This window comes from Geobacillus sp. Y412MC52 (assembly GCF_000174795.2).
In the GTDB taxonomy this organism is placed as follows: domain Bacteria; phylum Bacillota; class Bacilli; order Bacillales; family Anoxybacillaceae; genus Geobacillus; species Geobacillus thermoleovorans.
Genome location: NC_014915.1, coordinates 3,484,105 through 3,501,349 on the forward strand (window position 1 = coordinate 3,484,105; position 17,245 = coordinate 3,501,349).

The 17,245-nt window shown below is 55.4% G+C and carries 20 protein-coding genes; all 20 read right to left on the bottom strand.

The features are described 5' to 3' along the window. Window positions 1-21: 21 nt before the first annotated feature. Window positions 22-1,530, bottom strand: coding sequence for a F0F1 ATP synthase subunit alpha (atpA, locus tag GYMC52_RS17230; RefSeq protein ID WP_011232827.1), 1,509 nt, complete (start codon window positions 1,528-1,530; stop codon window positions 22-24). Between the two features lie 24 nt (window positions 1,531-1,554). Further along, complete coding sequence (locus tag GYMC52_RS17235) at window positions 1,555-2,091, bottom strand: F0F1 ATP synthase subunit delta (RefSeq protein ID WP_013524808.1); 537 nt, start codon at window positions 2,089-2,091, stop codon at window positions 1,555-1,557. Beyond that, window positions 2,088-2,621 carry a F0F1 ATP synthase subunit B gene (gene atpF / locus GYMC52_RS17240; RefSeq protein WP_173346453.1) on the bottom strand — a complete coding sequence of 178 codons (534 nt, stop codon included), beginning with the start codon at window positions 2,619-2,621 and terminating at the stop codon, window positions 2,088-2,090. The genes GYMC52_RS17235 and atpF overlap by 4 nt, the downstream gene beginning before the upstream one ends. A 120-nt stretch (window positions 2,622-2,741) precedes the next feature. Continuing rightward, window positions 2,742-2,960 carry a F0F1 ATP synthase subunit C gene (gene atpE, locus GYMC52_RS17245; RefSeq protein WP_011232830.1) on the bottom strand — a complete coding sequence of 73 codons (219 nt, stop codon included), beginning with the start codon at window positions 2,958-2,960 and terminating at the stop codon, window positions 2,742-2,744. Between the two features lie 70 nt (window positions 2,961-3,030). After that, window positions 3,031-3,744, bottom strand: coding sequence for a F0F1 ATP synthase subunit A (gene atpB, locus GYMC52_RS17250; RefSeq protein ID WP_011232831.1), 714 nt, complete (start codon window positions 3,742-3,744; stop codon window positions 3,031-3,033). Window positions 3,745-3,761: 17 nt separating this feature from the next. Further along, entirely contained in the window at window positions 3,762-4,145 is a 384-nt protein-coding gene (locus GYMC52_RS17255; protein WP_013146606.1) for an ATP synthase subunit I, read from the bottom strand. Between the two features lie 4 nt (window positions 4,146-4,149). Beyond that, complete coding sequence (locus GYMC52_RS17260; RefSeq protein WP_011232833.1) at window positions 4,150-4,371, bottom strand: AtpZ/AtpI family protein; 222 nt, start codon at window positions 4,369-4,371, stop codon at window positions 4,150-4,152. A gap of 603 nt (window positions 4,372-4,974) precedes the next feature. Beyond that, window positions 4,975-5,604 carry a uracil phosphoribosyltransferase gene (gene upp, locus GYMC52_RS17265; RefSeq protein WP_011232835.1) on the bottom strand — a complete coding sequence of 210 codons (630 nt, stop codon included), beginning with the start codon at window positions 5,602-5,604 and terminating at the stop codon, window positions 4,975-4,977. Window positions 5,605-5,755: 151 nt separating this feature from the next. Then, window positions 5,756-6,994: a serine hydroxymethyltransferase gene (glyA, locus tag GYMC52_RS17270; RefSeq protein WP_013146608.1), complete on the bottom strand. Its 1,239-nt coding sequence runs from the start codon at window positions 6,992-6,994 to the stop codon at window positions 5,756-5,758. Between the two features lie 93 nt (window positions 6,995-7,087). Beyond that, window positions 7,088-7,666, bottom strand: a complete 579-nt coding sequence (locus tag GYMC52_RS17275; protein ID WP_013524809.1) for a TIGR01440 family protein — start codon at window positions 7,664-7,666, stop codon at window positions 7,088-7,090. A gap of 341 nt (window positions 7,667-8,007) precedes the next feature. After that, on the bottom strand, window positions 8,008-8,454 hold the full coding sequence (rpiB, locus tag GYMC52_RS17280; protein ID WP_023633289.1) for a ribose 5-phosphate isomerase B: 447 nt from the start codon (window positions 8,452-8,454) through the stop codon (window positions 8,008-8,010). Window positions 8,455-8,549: 95 nt separating this feature from the next. Then, window positions 8,550-9,839 (bottom strand): methyl-accepting chemotaxis protein, encoded by a 1,290-nt coding sequence (locus GYMC52_RS17285; RefSeq protein ID WP_011232839.1) that lies wholly within the window; start codon window positions 9,837-9,839, stop codon window positions 8,550-8,552. 25 nt (window positions 9,840-9,864) lie between these two features. Continuing rightward, window positions 9,865-10,311: a low molecular weight protein arginine phosphatase gene (locus GYMC52_RS17290; protein WP_013146612.1), complete on the bottom strand. Its 447-nt coding sequence runs from the start codon at window positions 10,309-10,311 to the stop codon at window positions 9,865-9,867. Window positions 10,312-10,565: 254 nt separating this feature from the next. Beyond that, entirely contained in the window at window positions 10,566-11,117 is a 552-nt protein-coding gene (locus GYMC52_RS17295) for a manganese efflux pump MntP family protein (protein ID WP_011232841.1), read from the bottom strand. A 413-nt stretch (window positions 11,118-11,530) separates the two neighbouring features. Then, window positions 11,531-12,598: an L-threonylcarbamoyladenylate synthase gene (locus tag GYMC52_RS17300; protein WP_013524812.1), complete on the bottom strand. Its 1,068-nt coding sequence runs from the start codon at window positions 12,596-12,598 to the stop codon at window positions 11,531-11,533. Window positions 12,599-12,727: 129 nt separating this feature from the next. Continuing rightward, window positions 12,728-13,591: a stage II sporulation protein R gene (spoIIR, locus tag GYMC52_RS17305; RefSeq protein WP_013146616.1), complete on the bottom strand. Its 864-nt coding sequence runs from the start codon at window positions 13,589-13,591 to the stop codon at window positions 12,728-12,730. A 59-nt stretch (window positions 13,592-13,650) separates the two neighbouring features. Beyond that, entirely contained in the window at window positions 13,651-14,532 is an 882-nt protein-coding gene (prmC, locus tag GYMC52_RS17310; RefSeq protein ID WP_013524813.1) for a peptide chain release factor N(5)-glutamine methyltransferase, read from the bottom strand. Beyond that, complete coding sequence (gene prfA / locus GYMC52_RS17315; RefSeq protein ID WP_011232845.1) at window positions 14,522-15,598, bottom strand: peptide chain release factor 1; 1,077 nt, start codon at window positions 15,596-15,598, stop codon at window positions 14,522-14,524. The genes prmC and prfA overlap by 11 nt, the downstream gene beginning before the upstream one ends. A gap of 100 nt (window positions 15,599-15,698) precedes the next feature. Further along, entirely contained in the window at window positions 15,699-16,139 is a 441-nt protein-coding gene (locus GYMC52_RS17320; RefSeq protein ID WP_013524814.1) for a hypothetical protein, read from the bottom strand. Between the two features lie 335 nt (window positions 16,140-16,474). Then, on the bottom strand, window positions 16,475-17,098 hold the full coding sequence (locus GYMC52_RS17325; RefSeq protein ID WP_013146619.1) for a thymidine kinase: 624 nt from the start codon (window positions 17,096-17,098) through the stop codon (window positions 16,475-16,477). Window positions 17,099-17,245: the final 147 nt, after the last annotated feature.

The window sequence follows — 17,245 nt, forward strand, 5'->3', positions numbered from 1 at the left end:
GGCGATATGCCCCCGCCGGCCTTATTGTGAAACGACAAACGTTTTCTTGAACGCTTCGATCGCTTTATTGAGATCGTCTTCGTTCGGAAGATCTTTCGTCGTGCGGATGTGCTCAAGCAAGTGTTGGCCGTTTTGGTCGAGCCACAAGTAAAACTCTTTCTCGAAACGGCGCACATCTTCAACCGGAATGTCGTCCAAAAAGCCGCGCGTCAATGCATAGATGATCAACACTTGTTTTTCGACCGGAATCGGCTGATGCAAATCTTGCTTCAGCACTTCGACCGTGCGCGCCCCGCGGGCGAGCTTCGCTTGCGTCGCCTTGTCGAGGTCGGAGCCGAATTGGGCGAATGCCTCCAGCTCACGGTAAGCGGCCAAGTCCAAACGAAGCGTCCCGGCTACTTTTTTCATCGCTTTGATTTGCGCTGCCCCACCCACGCGCGAAACGGACAACCCTGCGTTGATCGCTGGGCGGACGCCGGAGAAGAACAAGTCCGATTGCAAGAAAATTTGCCCGTCCGTAATCGAGATGACGTTCGTCGGAATGTACGCGGAAATATCGCCCGCTTGCGTTTCGACGAACGGAAGCGCGGTCAAGGAACCGCCGCCTTTGGCATCGCTCAATTTCGCTGCGCGCTCAAGCAGGCGGGAGTGCAAGTAGAAAATATCCCCCGGATACGCTTCACGGCCCGGCGGACGGCGAAGCAAGAGCGACAACTCACGGTATGCCGCGGCTTGTTTCGATAAATCGTCATAGACCACTAACACGTGTTGGCCTTTATACATGAAATACTCGCCCATCGCCACACCGGCATACGGCGCCAAGAACAAAAGCGGAGCCGGCTGCGACGCCGAAGCGGTGACGACGATCGTATAGTCGAGCGCGCCGTGTTTGCGGAGCGTTTCGACAACGGTGCGGACCGTCGATTCTTTTTGCCCGATGGCGACATAAATACAAATCATGTTTTGGTCTTTTTGGTTGATGATCGTGTCAATGGCGACGGACGTTTTCCCCGTTTGCCGGTCGCCGATGATGAGCTCGCGCTGGCCGCGGCCGATCGGCACGAGCGCGTCGATCGCTTTAATCCCGGTTTGCAGCGGCTCATGCACCGATCTCCGGTCCATAACGCCCGGCGCCGGGCTCTCGATCGGGCGCGTTTCCGTCGTTTCCACCGGCCCTAATCCGTCAACAGGCTGACCGAGTGGGTTGACGACGCGGCCGATGAGCGCTTCCCCAACGGGCACTTCCATGATCCGGCCCGTACGGCGCACTTCGTCCCCTTCTTTAATGCCGGTGTACGGTCCTAAAATAACGATACCGACGTTGTTTTCTTCCAAGTTCAACGCCATGCCCATCACGCCGTTGGCAAACTCGACGAGCTCGCCGGACATGACGTTATCGAGCCCATGAGCGCGCGCGATCCCGTCGCCGACTTGGATGACGGTGCCGACGTCGCTCACTTGGATTTGCGATTCATAGTTTTCAATCTGCTGCTTAATGAGCGCGCTGATTTCTTCCGCTCGAATGCTCATGCCTTTCACCCCTGTCTTCAAATGTTAGCCGATCAGCTGCCGCCGAATCCGTTCAAGCTGCCCGCTGACGCTGCCGTCGTAAATGCGGTTGCCGATGCGCAGCTTCACGCCGCCGATGAGTTCCGGATCAATGATATTTTCAATCTCAAGCGTCTGTTTGCCGACTTTTTGGGCAAAGACGTCAGAAAGCTCCCGCAGTTCTTCGTCCGTCAACGGCCGCGCCGAATAGGCGACCGCCTTGGCGATGCCGCGCGCATCGTCGACGAGGGCGAGAAACTGTTCCGCCAGCTCGGGCACAAGGCCGAAGCGATGGCGCTCCAGAAGAAGGAGAAGCGTGTTTTGCACCGGAGTGGACACACCGGCGAACGCTTCGCGGATGAGCGCTTTTTTCTGATCCAAGGAAAGTTTCGGATACGAAAGAAGCGATAAAAACTCGCCGTTTTCCGCCAACGCCTGGCGCACGGCGCGAACATCTTCTTCGATTCGATCAAGCTGTCCTTGTTCGAGCGCGATTTGGAACAAAGCGGACGCGTACCGTTTGGCGATCACTTCTTGGTTCATCGCGCTCCTCCTACCTCTTGAACGTCTTTGATGTACGCTTCGATCAGCTTGCGTTGATCTTGCTCGGTCAGCTCTTTTTCAATCACTTTTGAGGCGATCAAGACAGACAACGAGGCCACTTGTTCGCGGAGCGCGGCCATCGCCTGTTCTTTTTCACGCTCGATTTCTTTTTTCGCCGCTTCTTTCACCCGTTCCGCTTCCGCACGGGCCGAGGCGACAATTTGTTCTTTCTGCTCTTCAGCCAGCTTGCGCGCGTTTTCAATGAGCGCTTGCGCTTCTTGGCGCGACTGCTTCATCAGTTCGCGCTGTTCTTCAAGAAGTTTTTCTGCTTCTTGACGGCGTTTTTCCGCCTGGCCGATTTCGTTCGCGATATGTTCTTCACGTTGTTTCATGATATTCATTAACGGCTGCCAAGCGAATTTGCGCAGCAAGGCCAGCAAAATGATGAACATCAGCAATTGGTAAATAATCGTGCCGCCGCTGATGCCATGCGCCGCTTCGCCGAGCACCCATACGTTTGCCTTCCACAACACCGCGTTTCACTCCTTTCGACAGCTATCGCACCGACGCGGTCTCGCAAAACCGCACATAAAGGAATGGCGAAGGTGGTCGTTGACACGAACTTCGCCATCACTTTCCATATCGATTTCTTATCGACCTAAGTAAATGAACGAGAAGACGACACCGATGATCGGAAGCGCCTCAACCAACGCGACCCCGATGAACATCGTCGTTTGCAAAACCGGACGCAATTCTGGTTGACGAGCAATCCCTTCGATGGTACGGCTGACGATCAACCCGTTGCCGATGCCGGCGCCCAACGCCCCCAAACCTACCGCAATCGCAGCTGCAAGTACACCCAAACTCATGTTGATAGATCCTCCTTCGCAATGTTAAAGTAATGTTTCATTCAAGTCTTGCTCTAATGAAAAGGAATGCTCAATGGTCATGACTGACCTTATGAGCCATATAAACCATGGTTAACATCGTAAAAATGAACGCCTGAATCGTTCCAACAAAAATACTGAACGCTTGCCACACCATCATCGGGATGGCTGCGCCAACAGCGCCAAGCACACCGTAATGCGTGCCAAGGCTGGCGAGCAAGCCAAGCAAAATTTCCCCGGCGTAAATGTTCCCGAAAAGACGCAAACCGAGCGTCAGCGTGTTGGCAAACTCTTCGATGATTTTAAGCGGGAACAACCAGGCGACTGGACGGGTGTAATCGCGCAAATAGTCGGACGCCCCTTTCATTTTGACGCCATAGTAGTGGGTGAGGCCGACGACCATCACCGCCAGCGTCAACGTAACGGTCGCATCCGCGGTCGGCGATTTCCACCAAAGTTCACCGTTGACATGGACGGAAAACGGCAGTCCAAGCATATTGGCCACAAACACATACATGATGAGCGTGACGCCCAGCGTCAAAAAGCGGCCGCCCGTTTGCCAATCCATCGTGCTGTTAATGATGCCTCTGACAAAGTCAAAGACCCACTCCATAAAGTTTTGCATCCCCGTCGGGCGCAGCTGAAGCGAGCGAGTAGCCGCAACAGCAATGATGAAAACGATCAAGCTCGTGATCGTAATCATCAACATATCAGATAAATTAAAAGTAAGGCCTAAAAATTCGACAAGCGGCGCTTTATGCTCCATCCTCTCTCACCTCGCTTTCATACCTGCAGCTTGTCGTTTTTCCATTTGTGAAAGAAGAAATCTATTATAATGACAATGTAGGATGTCATTAATCCCAAAACGGTTGGCACGATATGAAAATATTGCGGATACGTCAGAACAATGACAGCAGCCAACGCGGCAAGCGCCAAACGCGATAAGGTGCCTAATGTGCGCACTTTTTTGCGCGCCGCCACCGCTTGTCCGAATTTTTCGATTTTCCAGGTTAAGTTCCAAACCATGAGGAGGCTGATCGATGTGCCGAGAATCAAGCTGAGAAAAACGGTTTTATACGGCGTAAATCCAAAGCCGAGCGTATAGATGGCGAGCAAATACAATATGTATCGAACTTGCCGCCAAAACATCGCTTGAAGACTTCCCATTTTATTACTCCTCAGAGAAATATTGGCGGATCAAGCGCAACATGGCATACACGCCGGCCGCCAGTCCGAGCAAAAGGCCGACGATCAAAAAGATCGGCTCGGTGCCAAATCGATCATCGATCCATCTCCCGCCGAAAACGCCGACCAAAATCGAACCAACAAGTTGGGAGACGATGGCGGACATCAACGCCATGGCTTGAAACGGGTGGCGCTGTTTTGGGGACATGCCAACACACCCTTTAACATAATGAAAACCTTCTCAATCTACCCCTTGTAAAGGATACAATACGGCCTGGTCAATGTCAATGTGTTTCCACGTAAAACCTCATTCACATAGGGCAAATATTAATAATTTGTGACAATTTCTCATTTTCTTCTCACAATGATGATGTATAATGATATATTTTATTTTTAGCCTATTTTCCTTTTCATGATTCTATATAGATGCAATTTGAAGCTTTACCATTTGCAGCTTTTACCGAGTATTTGATCGACTGTCGGGCGACCGAACAACGCCGCTTCCAGACCCATATATGGGTCTGTGAAGCAGGCGGTTGTTCGGTCCTCCGTCACGCCAAGGCGTGACGGAGAAGCCTGTGGCTTTCCTCCGACAGTCGAAAAGGGGCAAACCGCTTTTCCGTCAAGGATATGTTAAACTTCTTCGTTGCATCTATATATATACTTGGCTTTGCAAACGGAGCGGTTTCTCAGCGCCATCTTTCTGCCGCGGCCTATTCGATGCAAGCGCTTAACTGACGCATGGGCAAGGCACCCTCTCCGCCGCTCGATGGAATGCGAACCCCGCGCGGCGCGGGGCGCCTTGCAACTGTTATTTTGTGCCAAACAGCCGGTCGCCGGCGTCGCCGAGACCAGGGACAATATAGCCGTGGTCGTTCAACCGCTCATCAAGGGCAGCGATGTAAATGTCCACATCCGGGTGGGCCGTTTCCACCGCTTTGACTCCTTCCGGCGCCGCGATCAGGCACATAAATTTAATGCTTTTCGCTCCCCGCTTTTTCAGCGCATCGATCGCCGCCACCGCTGATCCGCCGGTTGCGAGCATCGGGTCGACGATGATAAAATCGCGCTCTTCGACATCGCTCGGCAGCTTGACGTAATATTCGACCGGCTTTAATGTTTGGGGATCGCGGTACAAGCCGATATGGCCGACTTTCGCCGCCGGGATGAGCTTCAGGATGCCGTCAACCATGCCGATGCCGGCGCGCAAAATCGGAATGACGCCCAGTTTTTTGCCGGCGATCACTTTCGCTCTGGCTTTACTGACGGGGGTTTCGATCTCGACTTCCTCAAGCGGCAGATCACGTGTAATTTCAAACGCCATCAACGTCGCCACTTCGTCGACAAGCTCGCGAAATTCTTTCGTGCCCGTATTCTTGTCGCGAATGTAGGTCAATTTATGCTGGATGAGCGGGTGATCAAAGACGTACACTTTTCCCATGGGTCAACTCTCCTCTTCCGTATGTATGCGCTGCACTTCTATACATTCTACTGGAAAACGAGCGCCTATTCAACTGCCGAACGAACGGAAAAAGGCGCACCGCCAAATCCGGAGGCGGTGCACCGTACGGTTTCAGACGAAGCGGCGGCGCTTAGTCTTGATAGAGCGGAAACTTTTCCGTCAAAGCGGCGACGCGTTGGCGCGCTTCCTCAAGCGCTTGTTCGCTGCCGACGTTTTTCAGCACAAGGCCGATGATGGCGGCGATTTCGTCCATCTCTTCCAATCCGAAGCCGCGCGTCGTGACGGCGGCCGTGCCGATGCGGATGCCGCTTGTGACAAACGGGCTTTCCGGATCATACGGAATCGTGTTTTTGTTGACCGTAATCCCGACCTCATCGAGCACTTTCTCCGCCGTTTTCCCGGTCAGCTGCTGCGGGCGCAAATCGACAAGCAGCAAATGGTTGTCCGTGCCGCCGGAAATGAGAGTGAATCCTTCGTTTTGCAAGGCGGCTGCGAGCCGTTTGGCATTCTCCACGACGCGCTTCGCGTAGACTTTAAAGTCGTCTTGCAACGCTTCGCCGAGCGCGACGGCTTTGGCGGCAATGACATGCATAAGCGGGCCGCCTTGAATGCCAGGGAAAATGGCTTTGTCGATCTGTTTGGCGAACTGCTCCTGGCATAAAATCATCCCGCCGCGCGGACCGCGCAGCGTTTTGTGCGTCGTCGTCGTAACGAAATGGGCGTACGGCACTGGATTCGGATGAACACCTGCCGCAACAAGACCGGCAATATGGGCCATGTCAACCATTAAATAGGCGCCGACTTCATCGGCAATCTCACGGAACTTGGCGAAGTCGATGATGCGCGGATAGGCGCTCGCGCCGGCGACGATCAACTTCGGCCGATGAAGGCGCGCTTTTTCGCGCACGTCGTCATAGTCAATGACATGCGTTTTTGGATCGACGCCGTATTCGACAAAATTGTACTGAATGCCGCTGAAATTGACCGGGCTGCCGTGCGTCAAATGGCCGCCGTGCGACAAGTTCATGCCAAGCACCGTGTCGCCGTGCTCAAGAACGGTGAAATAAACGGCCATGTTCGCCTGCGCCCCGGAGTGCGGCTGGACGTTCACATGCTCCGCTCCAAACAACTGCTTCGCTCGCTCGCGCGCCAAATCTTCGACGATGTCGACATATTCACAACCGCCGTAGTAGCGGCGTCCCGGATAGCCTTCCGCATATTTGTTCGTCAGCACCGACCCTTGCGCTTCCATGACCGCGCGGCTTACAAAATTTTCCGACGCAATCAACTCAATTTTTGCATGCTGCCGTTTCCGCTCTTGTTCAATGGCGGCGAACACTTGCGGATCTTGTTGTGGCAAGTAATTCATCAATAGCTCCCCCTTATGCGAAATCAGTGAATATTCGTTTTTATTTTATCAGCTTCAGCTAGGCAAATTCAAAGAAAAAAATGAATGAAACCGCTAGAAAGAACAGGAATCATTCGGATTTTCCAACGAGTAGACCGCTCGGGCGCCGCCGATCAGCTTCGGCCGCGTTTTCGCCAGCGTCACGCACGCCGATCCAATGTGCTTCACCGAAACGCGCACGGGAACGGCAACCGGCTTCAAATGCATGCCGATGAGCGTATGGCCGATGTCAATGCCGGCATCGGCGCGAATCGCCTCGACAACGACCGGGTCAGCGAACTTTCGATAGGCGTAGGCGGCCATCGCCCCACCCGCTTTCGGCACCGGAACGACCGAAACGATCTCCAGCCCGTGAGTTTTGGCGGTTTCCCGTTCGACAACAAGCGCCCGGTTTAAATGTTCACAACATTGAAAAGCGAGCGCAATGCCGGTTTCGCGCCGCCACGCGTCAAGCTCGGCAAACAGCATGGCGGCAACGTCCATCGATCCAGCCGTGCCGATCCGCTCGCCAAGCACCTCGCTCGTACTGCAGCCGATCACAACGACATCGCCGCGGCCAAGCGGCGCCTGTTTGCGAAACTCATGCAAGATGGCTTGCCATTGCTGCCGCCATTCGGTCAATCGTGCGTCCATTCCCTTCCCTCCTTCGCACGGTGTGCCCCACACTATCCTTGACGAACACTAGAAGTCTGGTGATGTAACGGAAAATGCGGCTCCATCACGTTGCTTTTCAAATTGAGAAACCTTATACATGCTGCTCTTCCTTCACTTTAGAATCATCCATTTCAAAAAAACGGCTGTTTTTCAATGGCCTTCTAGTATTTTCACCAATGATTCGCTAAAGATGAACGGCGTTTGTTGTGAACATCGCCGGATTCCCAGCCTTTGCGCTACTGCCCTCATGAAGCTAGACGCCCACACCTTTCGCTTATGGCCCACAGGCCGCATCCGCTCCGATGCGGCCCTGGTTCCGCCTACAAATGCTTGTTTTCATAGTCGGCGATTTTGCCGATTCGCCGCGCATGGCGTCCGCCTTCAAATTCGGTCTCAAGCCATGCCTTGGCGATTTCGCGCGCCAGGCCGGGGCCGATGACGCGCTCCCCCATCGCGAGAATGTTGCTGTCATTATGCATGCGCGTCAGCTTGGCGCTGTAGACGTCGTGGCAAAGGGCGCAGCGCACCCCTTTCACTTTGTTGGCGGCAATCGTCATGCCGATGCCGGTGCCGCAGATCAAAATGCCGCGATCAAATTCGCCGCGCGCCACTTTTTCAGCGACGGGAAGCGCGTAATCCGGGTAATCGACCGATGTTTCACAATCGCAGCCAAAATCGGTGTACTCGATTCCCATTTCATCCAACAGTGCTTTAATTTCCTCACGAATGCGAATTCCACCATGGTCAGAAGCAATAGCGACTTTCATCATGTTCGGGCGAGGAGCCCTAGGCTTCGCAGTGATAGCGAAAGCCAGGGAGGAATCGCCCTTCCTCCTTTCGATGAATCATATTTGCATGTGCATCAACGGGTGCGGAACCGGGCGACAGCCGCCTGCAATTGTTCGGCCTGTTCAACCAACTCGCCAGCCAGTTTATGCACATCGTTGATCGATGCGGCCTGCTCCTCGGTCGCCGCCGCAACTTCGAGCGCGCCGGCGGACGTCTGCTCAGCAATCGCCGCCACTTCTTGCGTCTGCGCCGCGGCCCGCTTCATATGCCCCATTTGACGCTTCGCCAATTCAGCGATGTCATGGACGGCGCGGATCACTTCATCAGCTGAGGCCGCCATGGCCGCAATGGCCTCATTCGTGCGCTCCCCTTTGGCCGCCTCAGCGTTTGCGGCGGCCACCTGCTTGTCCATTTGCGCCACCACACGGGCGACTTCATTTTGAATGTTGCCGACCAGTTCGGCGATTTTCTTGACCGCCTTGGCGCTCTCATCAGCCAGCTTGCGCACTTCCTCGGCGACGACGGCAAACCCCCGGCCGTGCTCGCCGGCGCGGGCTGCCTCAATGGAAGCATTGAGCGCAAGCAAGTTCGTCTGTTCAGCGATGTCCGCGACAAGCAACGTAATGTTGCCGATTTGATTGGCGTGTGCTTCGAGCTGCTTGACAGCCGCCCGCGACAGTTCTTGATCGTCAGCCAGCTGATCGATGCCGCTGACAAGCGAATGGGTGATATCGCGGCTTGCCTTCAGCGTTTCGGCCATCCCATATACCGACTGTTCCGCACGCTCGGCTGTTTCTTTTACTTGTACTGCGATAGCGAGCACATCCTCGGCCGCCGCAGCCGCCTCTTGAATCGCCTCGGCCGAAGACGCCGCCCCTTTGGAAATGTCGTCAATGGTCGCTGCAATATCGCGTGCACGGTTTGACGCTGTTTCGGACGCCTGCCTCATTTCCGCCGTCTTTTCAGTCGTGCGCGCTGCGCTCTCTTCCACATTGGCGACGACTGCGCGCAAATGGCCGAGCATCCGGTTGAACGCGACAGCCAGCGAGCGAATTTCGTCATGGGAAGAGGGCAGCGGAACATCCTCATCGATATGCCCTTCCGTCGCCTTTGCCGCCGCTTCCTCGAGCCGTTGCAGCGGCCTTGTAATCCAGCCAGCGGCCAAATAGGCAAGCACTCCGGACCAAAAGATGCCAAGGAGCAACACGATCATCGTGAACACGCTTTTGTTCCATGAGGCGAACCACTGATCATACAAAACGTACAAGAAAAAGGCGCTCGTTGAATACGTGATCAGCGCCAACGCTGTCGTAAAGACGACGAGCTTCAGGCGCAAACCGAACCGATGACTTGTCCCCCCCATTTGTGTTCCCCCTCACTTCTCAACCTCATTGTTCTGTTTGCAACTTTTCCGCCAAGCGGTCAATGAGCTTCTCCAGCTCATCGCGCGCCGCCCGGTACACTTCAATCGGCCCGCCGAACGGATCGGCGATGTCGCCGTCTGTTCCCGAGACGAACTGCTTCAACGTAAACGTTTTGTCCTTCGCTTCTGGGAAACGCTCGACGATCATTTCTTTATGGCCGGATGTCATCGCCAGCACGTGCGTCGCCCAGTCGATATGCTCTTTTTTCAGCTGCGAGGAGCGGTGGGCCGCTTCGATTCCTTTTTCCTTCAACACCGTCTTGGCGTGAACCGACGCCTCGCTCCCTTCCGCCGCAAACACGCCGGCCGATTTCACCTCGACGCCTGGCAGCTGCTTATTCTCCAACAATGCAGCGGCCATCGGGCTTCGGCACGTATTGCCCGTGCAGACGAACAAAATGCGGTATGGCATACAACCACCTCTTCACATCAATGACTTACCATCAATATACCATAGGGAAAAGAGCAAAAAAAGGCTCTTCACCACAACATGTACTTGACAAACAATGCGGTTTCCTGCGTAAGGATAGGCAAAAAGTGCTGATTTTCCCTCACAAGCGTAAATAGGGTATGTTCAGAAAAAATCAAGTACAACTTTTGGTGAAGAGCCGCAAAAAAAGCAGGCAGTCCGCTTTTTTCCACTGAAGGAAAACCGCCTGCCTCCGTTTATAGAAAAAGCAGCTTGAGCCCGAACGCCAGCAAAATGCTGCCGCCGAGCGCTTCGCTGTACGAACCGAGCCATTGCTGAAAATGGCGGCCGACAAAAAGCCCAACCCATGTCAGCACCATGCTGAACAGACCAAACAGCAAAATCGTCACCATCGTCCGCGCTCCGAAAATGCCGAGGCTCAGCCCGACGGAAAAGCTGTCTAGGCTGACGCTGAACGCAAAAAAAAGCAACCCCACCCCACGCGGAAACAGCGGTGAGCCATCGTCCCTCCGGAACGAGGCGATGATCATTTGCCCGCCAAGCCATAACAGCAGCGCCCCGCCCGCGTATGTCGCGACACTTCCGAACTCGCGCGACAGCAGGCGGCCGACCGCCATGCCAGCAAGCGGCATGAGAATATGAAACAAGCCGATCGTCAACCCGATATAAAACATTTGCCGCAGCCGGAGGCGCAACAGCCCCATTCCTAAAGCGACTGAAAACGCGTCCATGCCCAGCGCCAGCGCCATCATTGACAGCGCGATGATTTCGCCGATGAATGCGCCCATGTTTCTTCCCTCCCGGACCGGCCTTATTGCTAAACATATGCACGTCCAGGGCAGTTTAGAAGCAGAGCGGGCAGCCAATGGGCGCCGCCTGATTGACGGGCGGACGGAAAAGAAAAAACCGGTCCACAACAGACCGGTTTAGCGCTTGGAAACGGCATCCCCCAAATCCTCTAGTTGCAATTTGAACCTTACCGTTTGCAGAGCCGTTTTCTCGACTATCGCACGACCGAACAATGCCGCTTCCAACCCCATACAATGGATCTGTGAAGCGCGTTTCCGTTCGGTCTTCCGTCACGCCAAGGCGCGACGAAGAAGCCTGCGGCTTGCCTCCGACCGTCAAAAAATAGACAAGCTGCTTTTTCGACCAGGATATGTGAAACTTGTTCACTGCATCTATACAGACGGCCGTCCTTTCATTTCCGCTGTTCGCTGATGGCGCGTCCGCCGGCTGCTTTGCGGAGCCGGTTCATGATCGCCGCGCCGATTCCTTCTTCCGGAAACGCCTCGCTGTAAATGAGATCGACGTTCGTTTCATCAAATCGGCGCAGCGTGTCGTACAGCCGGCTCGCGACCGTCTCAAGCGCCTGGCGCGTTCCGCACGGCAGCACGACATCGGCCGCATACTGATCCCGGTTCTCCTCGGTCGTCAACACGCCGACCGTTTTCCCTTCCGCCCGGCTTTCATCGACAAGCCGCTGCAAAAACGCGGGCGGGCCGGCGACGATCCAAAGCGGCGCTTTCGGCGCATAATGCGTATATTTCATCCCCGGCGCTTTCGGCGCCGCCTCGTCATCCACAGCAGCGGCCTCTTCAACGCGGCCGATCGCTTCAATAAGCGCCTCTTTCGTCACTCCTCCCGGGCGCAAAATCGTCGGCACGCTCCCACTGCAATCGAGCACCGTCGATTCAACGCCCACGCCGGTCGGCCCGCCGTCGATCACCCCGGCGATCCGCCCGTCTAAATCGGCAAGCACGTGCGCCGCCGTCGTCGGACTCGGCCTTCCTGACCGATTCGCGCTCGGGGCGGCCAACGCCAAGCCGCTCGCCTCGATCAACGCCAGCGCCAGCGGGTGATCCGGCATGCGCACCGCCACCGTCGGCAGCCCGGCCGTCACCCGTTCAGACACCGCTTTGGCCCGTTTTGGCAATACTAACGTGAGCGGCCCCGGCCAAAACCGCTCCATCAACGTTTTCGCCATCGGTGGGATCGAGGCGGCTACCGCCTCCGCTTGGGCCATGCTGGCGACATGAACGATGAGCGGATTGTCGCTCGGCCGCCCTTTGGCGGCGAAAATTTTTTCCACCGCGGCTGTATTGGCCGCATCGGCCCCCAACCCGTACACCGTTTCCGTCGGGAATGCGATAACTTCCCCGGCCCGCAGCCATTCAACCGCCTCTCGTATTTGTGGATAAACTTGCTGTTTATCAACAATATTATCCACAATCCAAACACGCGTTTTCAATCGTTTCACCTTCTCCATCGCCGTGATTCGCCTTGAAAATGGCGGCTTTTTTTACAAGCGTCAGATCGCCGCCCGATGCCTTTCCACAGTTATACACAAATTGTGAATAAACTTGTTATTTTTGTGGATAACTTTGTGGATAGATGCTTATGGAATGAGATGGCTGAGCCACTCTTTGAAGAAAAATTTTACTTCCACCGGCTGTTCCGGCTCGGCCATGACGACGAAGGACGATTCTTGATCATCAGTGTGCCCTTTGTCCTTCTCGCCATCCGCATGGATGGACGAAGCGGCGCGATCTTCGGTTTCCGCCATCGCCCCCCTCTCCTCTTTCGGTTCGTCCCGCTCGATGGCCTGCTCGCCGCTTCGCATCGCCTCAGCTTCCGCTTCGGCCGACTCGCTGTTCTGCTTCGACCCGGCTTCCATTGACCGGACGCTCTCAGCCGACACCGGTTCATTCGTTCCTGCAGGCGATCGGTTCGCCGCCATCATGACGGCATCGCTGTTGGAAAAATCGAGAAAACAAAGCGGCGGGAACAGAACGCACCACCAGTTTGCTCCTTTTCCTTCCCCAAGCGTGATCAGCACGGCATCATAGATGCCAGCCGGATATACGTAGTTGCCGTACACTTTCGTCGGAAAATGAACCGGGCCAAACTCCACTTTGTACGTTTGATCGCTTTGTTCATCGCGCAACACGCGGGCGACCGTCCGCTCGATGTCCGGCAGGTGAGAGCGGATGACGCGCTTTGCTTCCTCAAACGAAGTGAGTTCGGCCACCCAGCCGTTGATTTGCGCATTGACCGCATCACGCACTTTTCGCTTCAATTGTTGGTCTTCATCGGCGTCGCTGTTGGCTAAAATGCGCAGGCGGATTGCCTCATCAGGGATGGCGACCGCCGCGTTCGCCCCGGCGTCCGTCTTGTGGCCGTACAGCTCGACGAGTACGCCTGTCGTTAATAGAATGATATATAAACATATGGCAATGGCATTTCCTTTGATGGTCATCATCGGCACCGTCCTTTCACCTTTCATTGTGGACGGCGCCGCTCGTTTTTAAACCTATCAATCTAACACTTTTTCCCGTTTTTCGGCCGCGTCATGTACACCATCCGGTCTTTGCCGTTGAGGTCAAAATCGACTTCCACTTCGGCTTCTGGAAACGCTGCGTCCAAGAGCGCCGCCACTGCTTCCCCTTGCCCGGCGCCGACTTCAAAAGCGGCAAGCGCCGGCGCGCCGAGCACAAGCGGCAGCTCGCGGGCGAAGCGGCGGTAAAAATCGAGCCCATCGCGGCCGCCAAAGAGCGCCGTGTGCGGCTCATAATTTTTGACGACCGGGGAAAGCATAGCGGCGTCCGTCTCTGGAATGTACGGCGGATTGGAAACGACGACATCGACCGTCCACCCCATGGCCATGATCGGCTGCAGCAAGTCGCCGCACAAAAATGAAACATTCGCCCCGAGCCGCCGGGCGTTTTCACGGGCGACCGCGAGCGCCGCTTCGGAAATATCGGTTGCGGTCACCGACAACGCTTTGTTCTCCAGCGCCAATGTCACGGCGATCGCCCCGCTGCCAGTGCCGACGTCAACGACATCGATCCGCTTCCGACCAGCAAATAGGCGCGGCACCCGTTTTAGGACGCCAAGCACCAGTTCTTCCGTTTCCGGGCGCGGGATCAACACATGGCGGTTGACAAGAAACGGCCGGCCGTAAAACGATTCATAGCCGATCAAATATTGAATCGGCACATGATCCACCGCATGGCGGCGCACATCGGCCGCAAACCGTTCATATACCGCTTCGTCGACCGGCTCGCGCCAACGGGCGAACAGCCCGGCCCGGTCCACGCCTAAATGGTGGCACAATAGCCACTCCGCCGCCCGCTCCTCTTTTCCGTGGGCGCGCAAAAAAGAAGAAGCCCAGGCGAGGACTTCATGTACGTTACGACGCATCGTTCGCTTGCTCCAATTTTTTCGCTTGATCGTCCAAAATGAGCGCCTCGATGATTTCATCCAAATGCCCATCGAGCACTTGATCGAGCTTTTGGATCGTCAGTCCGATGCGGTGGTCGGTGACGCGGTTTTGCGGGAAGTTGTACGTGCGAATGCGTTCAGAACGATCGCCGGTGCCGACAGCTTGCTTGCGCGTTTGGTCGTATTCAGCGCGCGCTTCTTGCTGGTATTTGTCGTAAATGCGGGCGCGCAATACTTTCATCGCTTTTTCTTTGTTTTTGATTTGCGATTTTTCGTCTTGGCACGTGACGACAATGCCGGTCGGAATATGGGTGAGGCGCACGGCCGACATCGTCGTGTTGACGCTTTGCCCACCCGGTCCGCTTGAGGCGAACGTGTCGACGCGAATGTCTTTTTCATTGATTTCGACTTCGATTTCTTCCATCTCCGGCAGGCAGGCGACCGTCGCCGTCGACGTATGGATGCGCCCGCCTGACTCCGTTTCCGGGACGCGCTGGACGCGGTGCGCGCCGTTTTCAAACTTCAGCTTTGAATACGCCCCTTTGCCGTTGATCATAAAAATGATTTCTTTATAGCCGCCGAGGCCGGTCGGGCTCGCTTCGATCACTTCCGTCTTCCACCCTTGCGATTCCGCATAGCGCGTATACATCCGGTACAAGTCGCCGGCAAACAGCGCCGCCTCTTCGCCGCCGGCGGCCGCGCGGATTTCCATAATGACGTTTTTCTCATCGTTCGGATCTTTCGGCAAAAGCAACACTTTCAGCTTTTCAACGAGCGCCTCTTCCCGTTCTTCCAGTTCGCCGATTTCCTCTTTCACCATCTCGCGCAGCTCCGGCTCCAGCTTTTCTTCGAGCATCGCTTTCGCTTCGGCCAGCTGCTCGCGAACCGATTTGTATTCACGGTACGTTTGCACCGTTTCTTCCAAATCCGCCTGCTCTTTGGAATAATCGCGCAGCTTTTTCGGATCGTTGATGACGTCGGGGTCCATCAACAGTTCATTGAGCTTTTCATACCGTTGCTCCACAGCTTCCAACCGATCAAACACATCATTCACCTCTGTTTTTCCCACACAGTCTATTTTTAGATTATAGCATGAAATGAAATGAAGCCAAACAAAAACCCCCGCTTTTGGCAAGCGGGAGCTCTCAGTTGACGCGCACGATGATCTCGTATGTCGGGATCGCTTTTGTCAGCAGCTTGTCAATGCGTTGCGCCTCGCGCTGCCGCTCCTCGTCAGACAGCTCTTCCGGTGCATCAACTGTCACATACATATTGCCGCCGTGAAACCAGATGGAGTCGGCGTGGTAATCGGTGTACCGCTCAATGAGTTGTGCTGCCTTGCGCGTATCGGCGTGCTGGTTTTCGCTTCCTTCGGTCAAGCTGATAAAATTCGGGTTTTGCCGCACGTTTTCTGGATCGTCGAAGTTGTTGTACAAGTCTCTGTCAGCGTCGATCTTCGGCCGCCCGTCCGTCATCAGCCGCGCGCCGTTTTTGTCCTCGCTTTGCTGGCGGTAGGACGGATGATCCGGAGCGAGCGAACAGGCCGAAAGCAGGAAGATCATTCCTAACAGCCAGATGCGTCTCATCCTTTTTCGCCTCCTTAGCTGTTAGGATGTCCATGATCGCACGTCAATGATACACGGCAAGCCATAAATCTTTCTGCCATCATTCGTCTATTTTGCGGCGAACGAACAAAAGGGGCAGCCTAGTCAAGCGAACGACCAATGATGAACGAGCCGCATGCCAAACGCTTTTTCCTCCCATAGCGAATGGACGCACGAGACAGGCGAGGATGATGGCGCCGCTTCCGCCCTTCTCGGTCGGCGAAACATACGAATATGCGCCGTTTCCATCAACTATGGCTGCGCTTCGCCACTTGGCCGATGAAAGCGGCCAAACAACATCCGTGACCGCCTCACCATCACTCACCCGTATGTCCAGCAAGCGGGCGGTTGTATCGCTTTTTCGGTTTGCCAGGCACTTCATGGTGATGGCGGCAGCGAGGCTCGTACGCCTCGCTGGCGCCGACGAGAATCACCGGATCGTCATAAGAGGCGGGCGCACCGTTAATGAGCCGCTGCGTCCGGCTGGCCGGGGAACCGCATACCGTGCAAACCGCCTGCAGCTTCGTCACCGACTCAGCGATCGCCATCAGCGCCGGCACGGGGCCAAACGGTTCGCCGCGAAAATCTTGGTCGAGCCCCGCGGCGATGACGCGGCAGCCTCCATCAGCGAGCGTTTGCACCACATCGATGATGTCGTCGGAAAAAAACTGTACTTCATCGATGGCGACGACGTCGGTGGCGGCGGAAATGTAGCGGAACATTTCCGCCGGCGTCGCGACCGGAATGGCGATCACCGAATTGCCGTTGTGCGACACGACTGCGTCTTCGCTATAACGATTGTCGATCGTCGGTTTGAACACTTTCACTTCCTGCTTGGCAAACTGAGCGCGGCGGACGCGGCGAATCAATTCTTCTGATTTGCCGGAAAACATGCATCCACAAATGACCTCAAGCCAGCCGGACTGCGTCATCACGTACATCGGGGCCTCTCCTTTCACACAACACTGTCCTCAAACCATCGGCCGCTCCTTGCCGTCTGCCATCGCGACGATCAGCGGGATCAGCTTGATAAGCAACCGGCCTTCCATCTGCTCTCACGAAAAAGCAGGCAAGTTTCGCTTGCCTGC

Excerpts from the sequence above, each read along its gene's own strand:
- GYMC52_RS17290 (WP_013146612.1), bottom strand. The coding sequence starts at position 10,311 with ATGCCATACCGCATTTTGTTCGTCTGCACGGGCAATACGTGCCGAAGC.
- GYMC52_RS17295 (WP_011232841.1), bottom strand. The coding sequence starts at position 11,117 with ATGGGCGCATTCATCGGCGAAATCATCGCGCTGTCAATGATGGCGCTG.
- GYMC52_RS17260 (WP_011232833.1), bottom strand. The coding sequence starts at position 4,371 with ATGTCCCCAAAACAGCGCCACCCGTTTCAAGCCATGGCGTTGATGTCC.
- GYMC52_RS17285 (WP_011232839.1), bottom strand. The coding sequence starts at position 9,839 with ATGGGGGGGACAAGTCATCGGTTCGGTTTGCGCCTGAAGCTCGTCGTC.
- upp (WP_011232835.1), bottom strand. The coding sequence starts at position 5,604 with ATGGGAAAAGTGTACGTCTTTGATCACCCGCTCATCCAGCATAAATTG.
- glyA (WP_013146608.1), bottom strand. The coding sequence starts at position 6,994 with ATGAATTACTTGCCACAACAAGATCCGCAAGTGTTCGCCGCCATTGAA.
- spoIIR (WP_013146616.1), bottom strand. The coding sequence starts at position 13,591 with ATGATGACCATCAAAGGAAATGCCATTGCCATATGTTTATATATCATT.
- GYMC52_RS17275 (WP_013524809.1), bottom strand. The coding sequence starts at position 7,666 with ATGGACGCACGATTGACCGAATGGCGGCAGCAATGGCAAGCCATCTTG.
- GYMC52_RS17300 (WP_013524812.1), bottom strand. The coding sequence starts at position 12,598 with ATGGAGAAGGTGAAACGATTGAAAACGCGTGTTTGGATTGTGGATAAT.
- atpE (WP_011232830.1), bottom strand. The coding sequence starts at position 2,960 with ATGAGTTTGGGTGTACTTGCAGCTGCGATTGCGGTAGGTTTGGGGGCG.
- GYMC52_RS17320 (WP_013524814.1), bottom strand. The coding sequence starts at position 16,139 with ATGAGACGCATCTGGCTGTTAGGAATGATCTTCCTGCTTTCGGCCTGT.
- GYMC52_RS17325 (WP_013146619.1), bottom strand. The coding sequence starts at position 17,098 with ATGTACGTGATGACGCAGTCCGGCTGGCTTGAGGTCATTTGTGGATGC.
- prmC (WP_013524813.1), bottom strand. The coding sequence starts at position 14,532 with ATGCGTCGTAACGTACATGAAGTCCTCGCCTGGGCTTCTTCTTTTTTG.
- atpA (WP_011232827.1), bottom strand. The coding sequence starts at position 1,530 with ATGAGCATTCGAGCGGAAGAAATCAGCGCGCTCATTAAGCAGCAGATT.
- GYMC52_RS17255 (WP_013146606.1), bottom strand. The coding sequence starts at position 4,145 with ATGGGAAGTCTTCAAGCGATGTTTTGGCGGCAAGTTCGATACATATTG.
- atpB (WP_011232831.1), bottom strand. The coding sequence starts at position 3,744 with ATGGAGCATAAAGCGCCGCTTGTCGAATTTTTAGGCCTTACTTTTAAT.
- rpiB (WP_023633289.1), bottom strand. The coding sequence starts at position 8,454 with ATGAAAGTCGCTATTGCTTCTGACCATGGTGGAATTCGCATTCGTGAG.
- GYMC52_RS17235 (WP_013524808.1), bottom strand. The coding sequence starts at position 2,091 with ATGAACCAAGAAGTGATCGCCAAACGGTACGCGTCCGCTTTGTTCCAA.